The sequence below is a fragment of the Bradyrhizobium sp. Ai1a-2 genome (assembly GCF_000426245.1).
GTDB lineage: Bacteria > Pseudomonadota > Alphaproteobacteria > Rhizobiales > Xanthobacteraceae > Bradyrhizobium.
Map to the genome: position 1 here is coordinate 21,557 of NZ_AUEZ01000090.1, position 6,620 is coordinate 28,176.

The 6,620-nt window shown below is 57.1% G+C and carries 10 protein-coding genes; 9 read left to right on the plus strand and 1 reads right to left on the minus strand.

The window, feature by feature from the left end:
- Positions 1 to 27 precede the first annotated feature (27 nt).
- The 8 genes from K288_RS53805 to K288_RS0136685 all read left to right on the plus strand — a co-directional run bounded on the left by K288_RS53805 (position 28) and on the right by K288_RS0136685 (position 5,751).
- A complete protein-coding gene (locus tag K288_RS53805; RefSeq protein WP_160169047.1) occupies positions 28 to 258 on the plus strand; it encodes a hypothetical protein in 231 nt (76 codons plus the stop codon).
- On the plus strand, positions 224 to 1,315 hold the full coding sequence (locus K288_RS0136645) for an endo-1,4-beta-xylanase (protein ID WP_160169048.1): 1,092 nt from the start codon (positions 224 to 226) through the stop codon (positions 1,313 to 1,315). Before K288_RS53805 ends, K288_RS0136645 begins: the two co-directional genes overlap by 35 nt.
- 58 nt (positions 1,316 to 1,373) lie before the next feature.
- On the plus strand, positions 1,374 to 1,859 hold the full coding sequence (locus K288_RS0136650; protein WP_027583980.1) for a hypothetical protein: 486 nt from the start codon (positions 1,374 to 1,376) through the stop codon (positions 1,857 to 1,859).
- Positions 1,859 to 2,074, plus strand: a complete 216-nt coding sequence (locus tag K288_RS0136655; protein ID WP_027583981.1) for a hypothetical protein — start codon at positions 1,859 to 1,861, stop codon at positions 2,072 to 2,074. The genes K288_RS0136650 and K288_RS0136655 overlap by 1 nt, the downstream gene beginning before the upstream one ends.
- A 230-nt stretch (positions 2,075 to 2,304) precedes the next feature.
- The gene (locus tag K288_RS0136660) at positions 2,305 to 2,706 is read left to right on the plus strand and encodes a hypothetical protein (protein ID WP_027583982.1); all 402 of its coding nucleotides are present in this window, start codon (positions 2,305 to 2,307) and stop codon (positions 2,704 to 2,706) included.
- Between the two features lie 33 nt (positions 2,707 to 2,739).
- Positions 2,740 to 3,216 carry a hypothetical protein gene (locus K288_RS49895; protein ID WP_051334944.1) on the plus strand — a complete coding sequence of 159 codons (477 nt, stop codon included), beginning with the start codon at positions 2,740 to 2,742 and terminating at the stop codon, positions 3,214 to 3,216.
- Positions 3,217 to 3,238: 22 nt separating this feature from the next.
- On the plus strand, positions 3,239 to 4,810 hold the full coding sequence (locus K288_RS47690) for a hypothetical protein (protein WP_152535843.1): 1,572 nt from the start codon (positions 3,239 to 3,241) through the stop codon (positions 4,808 to 4,810).
- Positions 4,811 to 5,568: 758 nt separating this feature from the next.
- A complete protein-coding gene (locus K288_RS0136685; RefSeq protein ID WP_027583985.1) occupies positions 5,569 to 5,751 on the plus strand; it encodes a hypothetical protein in 183 nt (60 codons plus the stop codon).
- A 19-nt stretch (positions 5,752 to 5,770) separates the two neighbouring features.
- Here the strand turns inward: K288_RS0136685 and K288_RS0136690 are convergent, their stop codons facing one another.
- Entirely contained in the window at positions 5,771 to 5,956 is a 186-nt protein-coding gene (locus K288_RS0136690) for a hypothetical protein (RefSeq protein WP_027583986.1), read from the minus strand.
- Positions 5,957 to 6,386: 430 nt separating this feature from the next.
- Here K288_RS0136690 and K288_RS51210 point away from each other — a divergent pair.
- The coding region (locus tag K288_RS51210) for a transposase (protein WP_201449778.1) at positions 6,387 to 6,620 on the plus strand (234 nt) is incomplete at its 3' end.

Consider the following 6,620-nt stretch of genomic DNA (forward strand, 5'->3'; position numbering starts at 1 on the left):
CTATAGTCACAAGATGGAGACTGCCGCGTGGTTGCAGTTCACGAATTGCGTGAAGCGTTATGGGTCGATACGCCGAAGGGCGAAGCGTTGGTTAAATTTTTGGTTGATCGCGGAATTGACTCCGACAACGAATGGATTTGCGTCGTGAATGACACGGGCGAAATCTGGTCGTTCAACAATCGCGATATCCGGGCGGTCAAGAATTACACGGTGGGGCGGCTATGTGATTGGTCGAGCCGCCCAAAAGAGGAAAAGTGAAATGGACAGTTTGAATCAAGCGGCGCTGCCGAAAGGCTTGATGTTCGGTGCCGCTGCCGACACTCCGACACTTTCGGACGCGAGCTATCAGGCGCTCTATTTGCAGCACTGCGGCATCATCACAACTGACACGGCGCTGAAGTGGTCGCGTGTTCGCCCGACGCGGGACATGGTTCCGGTTTGGACGAACGCTGATAATCTGATCAATTTCGCATTGGCGAACGGCATCAAGGTAAAGGGCCATAACCTTGCGTGGAATGAAAACAATCCATCATGGCTTTGGACGTCCAACAGCACAGCGCCAGACTTCGGCGTGCTCAATGTCCCGGTGGATGAGGCTGCCGCGGATTTCGACAAACACATTACCGAAACGGTCTCGCGCTATGCCGGCAAGATCACGCATTGGGATGTGGTCAATGAGCCGATCGAGCCAGCGCACGGTCGCGCGGATTGTCTGCGCTCGAAAACATGGATGAAGGTTTTCGGTCCGTCCTACATTGAGCGTGCGTTCAATCTCGCCCATGCGGCTGATCCCAACGCAAAGCTGTTCATGAATGAGCAGGCGATCGAGCGCTGGGGCATGGAAAAGAATCGGGTAGCGTTCCTTAATCTTGTCGATAGCCTGCTCGGAAAGGGCGTGCCAATCCACGGCATCGGCTTTGAAAGCCATATCATCAAGTGGACCGGCGGCGTCTCGCATGAAGGCGTGATGTGGCTGCTTGGTGAGATTCAGAAACGTGGGCTCGAAGTCCACATTTCGGAGTTCGATGTAAGCGTGTTCGGCGGAAGCAATGGGGCGTTGGATCACAGCATAACCGACCCGACGGCGATTGATCCGTTCGCGGCGGCATTCGCGCGCCCATACATTCGCGACGTGCTGTCGTTCTCGAACGTCAAGGCGTTCATTTGCTGGGAGTTGTCCGACAAGTATTCGGACCTTCTGCAGGATCAACAGCGGCCGACGCTGTTCGATATCAACATGCAGCCCAAGCAACTCGCGCTCGAAGTTCAATCGGCGATTCACGATCGGCAGGCATCTTTCCTGCCGCGCTTCTAACCAAATCCATACCTCTTTCGAGTATCGAAAAGAGGAGCAATCCACTGTGGCGATTGGAGTGATCGAGCTCTCAAACTTTGAGAGCGCGCTGATAGTCGCCACACTGGAAACAAATATCGAGTTTTGGGCGCAGCAAATGAATATGCGGCTTAAGGAACTTGCTGCCTCGATTGAGGGGAAGCGCGCTGGGAGCGTTGTCCCCGCCGACGTTGCCGCGCCTATCCATGCGGCTCCTGTGTCGCCCGCGCCAGTGGCCGCTCATGTCACGCCAGTCCCGCCGATGGCTTCCATAAGCCCGGCAAACGTCAATCCAACCGGAGGCAAGATGTCGAGCCTTGCAGATTTGGCCGCGATGATTACGGCAAACAAATCAGAGCAGACGGCGCGCACCGCTGAGTTAGCGCAAAAAGCGGGTGATCTGAAAAAGCGGGCGACCGCGGCGATGGATCAGAGCGAGTCGCTGCTCGAAGCGCAGGAACACGATATCGCGGCGCTCGAAGCGTCGCTTAGTCCGGACGCCGGGCACAATGGGGGCGGGGCATGATGGCGCGTTTCGATCAAAACGGCGATCTCTGGATTCCCGTCAACGCCAATCTGGGCAAAGCGCTGTCGTGGGTGTGGCCGATGGTTGCCATTCAACACGGTGAGCCGGGCAACGCTGAACTGAACCTGACGGCCTACATGCGCTCGGCCCGTCACCGCAATTGGGTGAACCATGCCATGCATCCCGACAAGCCAAGCGCCGACGATCGCGACTAGCGTTCGCTGCCCGATCTGTTTCCGCGATGTCGTCGCGCTCACTGAGTACGGGCACTGTTTCAAGTGTGAGGAAACGAACTTGAAGCGGCGGAACTTCGATTTCGTGTTCCAGAAGCTGAGTTGGGGGCCTGATCTGCCATGATGCGTTTGTGGTATCGCTGGAAACACGGAGTCGCTGTCGGCTCGCTGTTTCACTGGAACGCAATCGATTGGTACAGGCGGCGGCTCTGATGTCCAGGCTGTTGTACCGCTGGCGCTATGGTCGCGTCGTCTCAGAGCTGATCTACCGGGCGCGTCTCGAATGGCTCGGCATCATCGCGTCCGGGGGCAGAAACCCAAAGTTCTTGAACCCGGCAGCACCCGCACCGATACACCGTGAGCGCACAGAGAGCGCGGCTCCCTCGATAGAGGACAACGAAAGCGCGCTCTCGCCTCTCAGTGAACTTGATGAGGCGCACCGGCCGGCAAAGCTTCGGATAGACGGCTTAGGGAACGTCTGGGTTTGGGTAGACCTTCCTGTGCAGTCGTTCGTGCCTCTCGAAGCGCAGGGGCTTCTAAACGTCTCCCAAGCCCGTAGGGCGGTAAACCTCTCAAAGCTCTATAAGCTCGGCATCACGCTTCCATACTCCTGATCTCAACCCCTCACGAAAAACAGTGAGCAAGCTATGCCGATACTCAAGAACGGAAAGCATGAACTGTTCGCCCAATGGCTCGCCAAGGGCAAAAGCCAGATGGATGCTTACGCGCTGGCAGGGTTCAAGCCGCATTCGGCCAATGCAAATCGCCTGAGTGGATATGAGAGCGTTCGCGCTCGTGTGGCGGAACTCAAAGAACGGGCGGCGGCGCGATCGGAAATCACTACCGAAAGCCTAATCGCGGAACTGGATGAAGTTCTCGAACTGGCGAAGGCGAAGGGCCAAACGGCGGCGGCTGTCTCAGCGCTGAAGGAAAAGGCGATCCTCTCGGGCAAGCGGATCGAACGCCGCGAGAATGGGAATGCCGGGGATTTTGCGGCTCTGACGGATGATGAACTCGAAAACGAAATCCGGGCGCTTACCTCGGGCGGAATTACTCCGGTTGCGGCGGCTTCTGGACGAGCAAGCCATAAGGGCAAGTCGTCGGGAGTGCGAAAGCTTAACTGAGTTTGTTCGGCAGGCTTGGCATGTGGTCGAGCCGGGCCAGCCTTATGTCCATAATTGGCACATTGACGCGCTCTGCGATCATCTGGAAGCGGCTTTCGTGTCTGAGGGCATGGCTGCGGGTGACGAATTAGAGTCTTGGATTGTTGAAAAGTGGGGGTCGGCAGAACTATTCCGACTCTTGGGCAACGTGCCTCCCGGCACCATGAAATCCCTGCTCGTGTGCGTGTTCTTTCCCGCGTGGGTCTGGGGGCCTATGCGGAGGCCGAACAAGCGTTTCCTCGCAACCTCGCACAATGAGCGCAACGCCGTTCGCGACACGATGAAGTGTCGGCGCCTTGTGCAGTCGAGATGGTATCAAAGGCGGTGGGGCGATCTGGTCACAATGACCGGAGACCAAAACTCGAAAACCAAATTCGAGAACACCGCAACCGGGTTTCGGCAAGGTGTGCCGTTCAAGTCTCTGACCGGTGAGCGCGCGGACTTCGTCATCCTTGATGACCCCATGTCGGTGGCTGATGCGCTGTCGGATGCGGATCGTGAGGCGGCGAACGTCACGTTTCGGGAGTCGTTGACCACGCGTCTGAACAATCCGGATCGATCGGTTATCATCGTCATTATGCAGCGCTTGCATGAAGACGACACCGCGGGCGTGATCCTGTCGGCTCCGGATCGGATGGGTTACGAGCATATCATGCTTCCCATGCGGTTTGATCCGGAGCGGCGTTGCGAAACATCCATCGGGTTTCGTGATCCGCGGACGGAAGAGGGCGAACTGCTGTTCAAGGCTCGCTTCCCTATGCATGTCGTCAACCGTGACGAAATCGCTCTGGGGCCGATAGCGACGGCAGGACAGATGCAGCAATCGCCCAAACCTCGGGGCGGTCAAATCCTCAAGCGGGATTACTGGCAACCGTGGACGGCGAAGAAATATCCGGCTTTCGAGTTTATCATCGCCAGCGCGGACACGGCTTACACTGAGAAAGAGGAGAATGACCCTTCGGCCTGCACGGTCTGGGGCATCTTCCGCGATAAGCAGGATCGCGCTCGCATGATGCTCATTTGGGCATGGATGCGGCATCTTGAGATGCACGGGCAATTGCCCGAAAAGCTGGTCAGCGAGACAAAGGCGCAATACGATAAGCGGTCAATGCCCAATTGGGGATTGGTGCAATGGCTCGCCTATACCTGTCGGCGGTTCCGCGTCGATAAGCTCCTGATCGAAGCGAAGGCAACCGGCATCACGGCGGCGCAGGAAATCAAGCGGCTGTACCGTGAGGAAAACTGGTCGATTGAACTGCCGTCGCCGACTATCGACAAGGTCGCACGCGCGCACACGGCCGAACCGTCGTTTGCTGCCGGGCTGATCTATGCACCATGCGACGACGACGGCTTTGGGCCTGAGTGGGCAGAGAAGGTCATCGATCAAGCGGAGTCGTTCCCGAAATCCAAGTACAAGGATTTGGTGGACAGCGCAACTCAAGCGGTGACGTGGGCGCGCAAGAAGGGCTTAATTGCCCATGACCACGAAGTGGCTGTGGAACTGCGCGAACAGATGATGCATCGGTCGAAGGAAAAGGCCCTGTACGATGCCTAGCCGGCTCACATTAGTTGGCCAGTAGGCGGGCACAGTTTTAGACTTTGTGCGTTTAAGGGCGAAATTGACGCATTGTGACTGCCTATCGGCAACAACTTGGTCAATGGAGGAGGCCGTGATTCCTCGGCAGAACGTTATCTTTCGCGGGAATGATCCTGAACTTGAGGAAACCCTCCGATCGGCTCGTGAGAGCATCGCGGAGGCAATCAAAGTGCTGACGACGAATGAGTCCCCGAACACGTTCCTCGGACGTCGACAGCACGCCCATATTCCATCGCCGGATCAAGATGTGGTAGACTAATCGCATCACCGGCAGCTACTAGCCCGGGCGTCGGTGGCTGAGAGACCGATCGCGCTCCCGCCTGCATGTGCAACGGAGGGGAGCATGGATCGGAGTATGCAGCTTCAACATTTGGCGGAAGCCGAACAGCACGTAGCGCGTGGCGCGAGGCATATCTCTAACCAAGAAATCCGTGTCGCAGACCTTGAACTTCTCGGGCTTGATACGAGATTGGCCTACTCTCTGTTGGAAACATTTCGCCTCATACAAGTCCAACACGTCGCGCACCGCGATCGCATCCTGAAAGAGTTGGGAATATAAGGCAGCCTCAGCCTCGCACCAAAAGCGCCGGGGCAGCCCGATGGTGACAACCGGGCTGCTGGGGGGCATTGCACAACACGGTTGGTGAATCGTGCGTGCAGCCATACAATTTGGACAGAAAAGGTTTGTTCCTACGTCCCCACAGAGGTCCCTTCTAGTGAAGGAAGCCAAGCAGTTTCGGAAACAGGCAAAAAGGGCTAAGCGCATCGCGCTGGCGGTCTCGGATGCTGAAATTTCCGAAACCTTCCTCAATCTTGCCAAGGCGTACCGCAGTCAAGCCGACGTCCTAAAGGCCAAGGAAAAGCTGAAACCGAAGCAAAAGCCGGGCAAGCGTCGCTAAGCAAGCAGCGTGAGGCAGTTCAATCGCTTGGAATTAGTGGAGAGGCTGTGATGGCTTCTTCCACTTCCTTAACCAGCGATCGATGATGTTCCGCAAGCTTGGCAAACAATGCTTTCTTCGTCCCATTGGTCGCGAGCTTGCTGATTAACTCGCACTCTTCGGCTTCATTCCGAAGCCTCTGCAAGTGCGCTTGCATGTCTTTCATTTTGGCGTGCCCAAACTGAGAGCTTCGTTCAACTCGGCGGCCTGTTCGACTTGCCGCGCTTGTCGGAGCAGCCTCTCGCGCTCGACGCCTGGTGCCAGACTTCTGGCCCGGGTCCGGGCCTGTTGGGCTGTGCTGATCAACCGCTCCTGAAGTGAGCCGATAGGTTTCGATCGATTGCGCTTTCGTTTGCTTCCCATGCCGGGAAATTAGCGCCGGGCTGCCGGGGTTCATTAAACTATGTAAATACCCATCTCACGAGGCGTCGATAAGGCCGCCTAAACATAGGTTGCGACGCTCGGTGCGGTCCTGACGTAAGCTCCGCGCAGCCAAGGCTCCGGTCGACCAGCAGTAAGCGCGAATTTCTCCGCACCTTTTGCTTTTGAGTGCTCTGATGCATGAGGTGTCCACCAAAATAGGTGGACACCTTGTGATGAGCGACGATGATCAGAAACTGCGGGTCAGGCTTATTGGCCGGAACGGTCGCCGGCGCTACGAGGCGGCATCGAAAGAGCGTCTTGTCACGGCCTGCCTTGAGCCTGGGGTTTCGGTATCGAGGCTTGCACTCGAACATGGGGTCAACGCGAACCTCCTTCGGAAGTGGATCAAGAGGCACACCGCGACCAGGTCGCTGCCGCCGTCCTCACGCCCGGCGTTCATCCCGGTT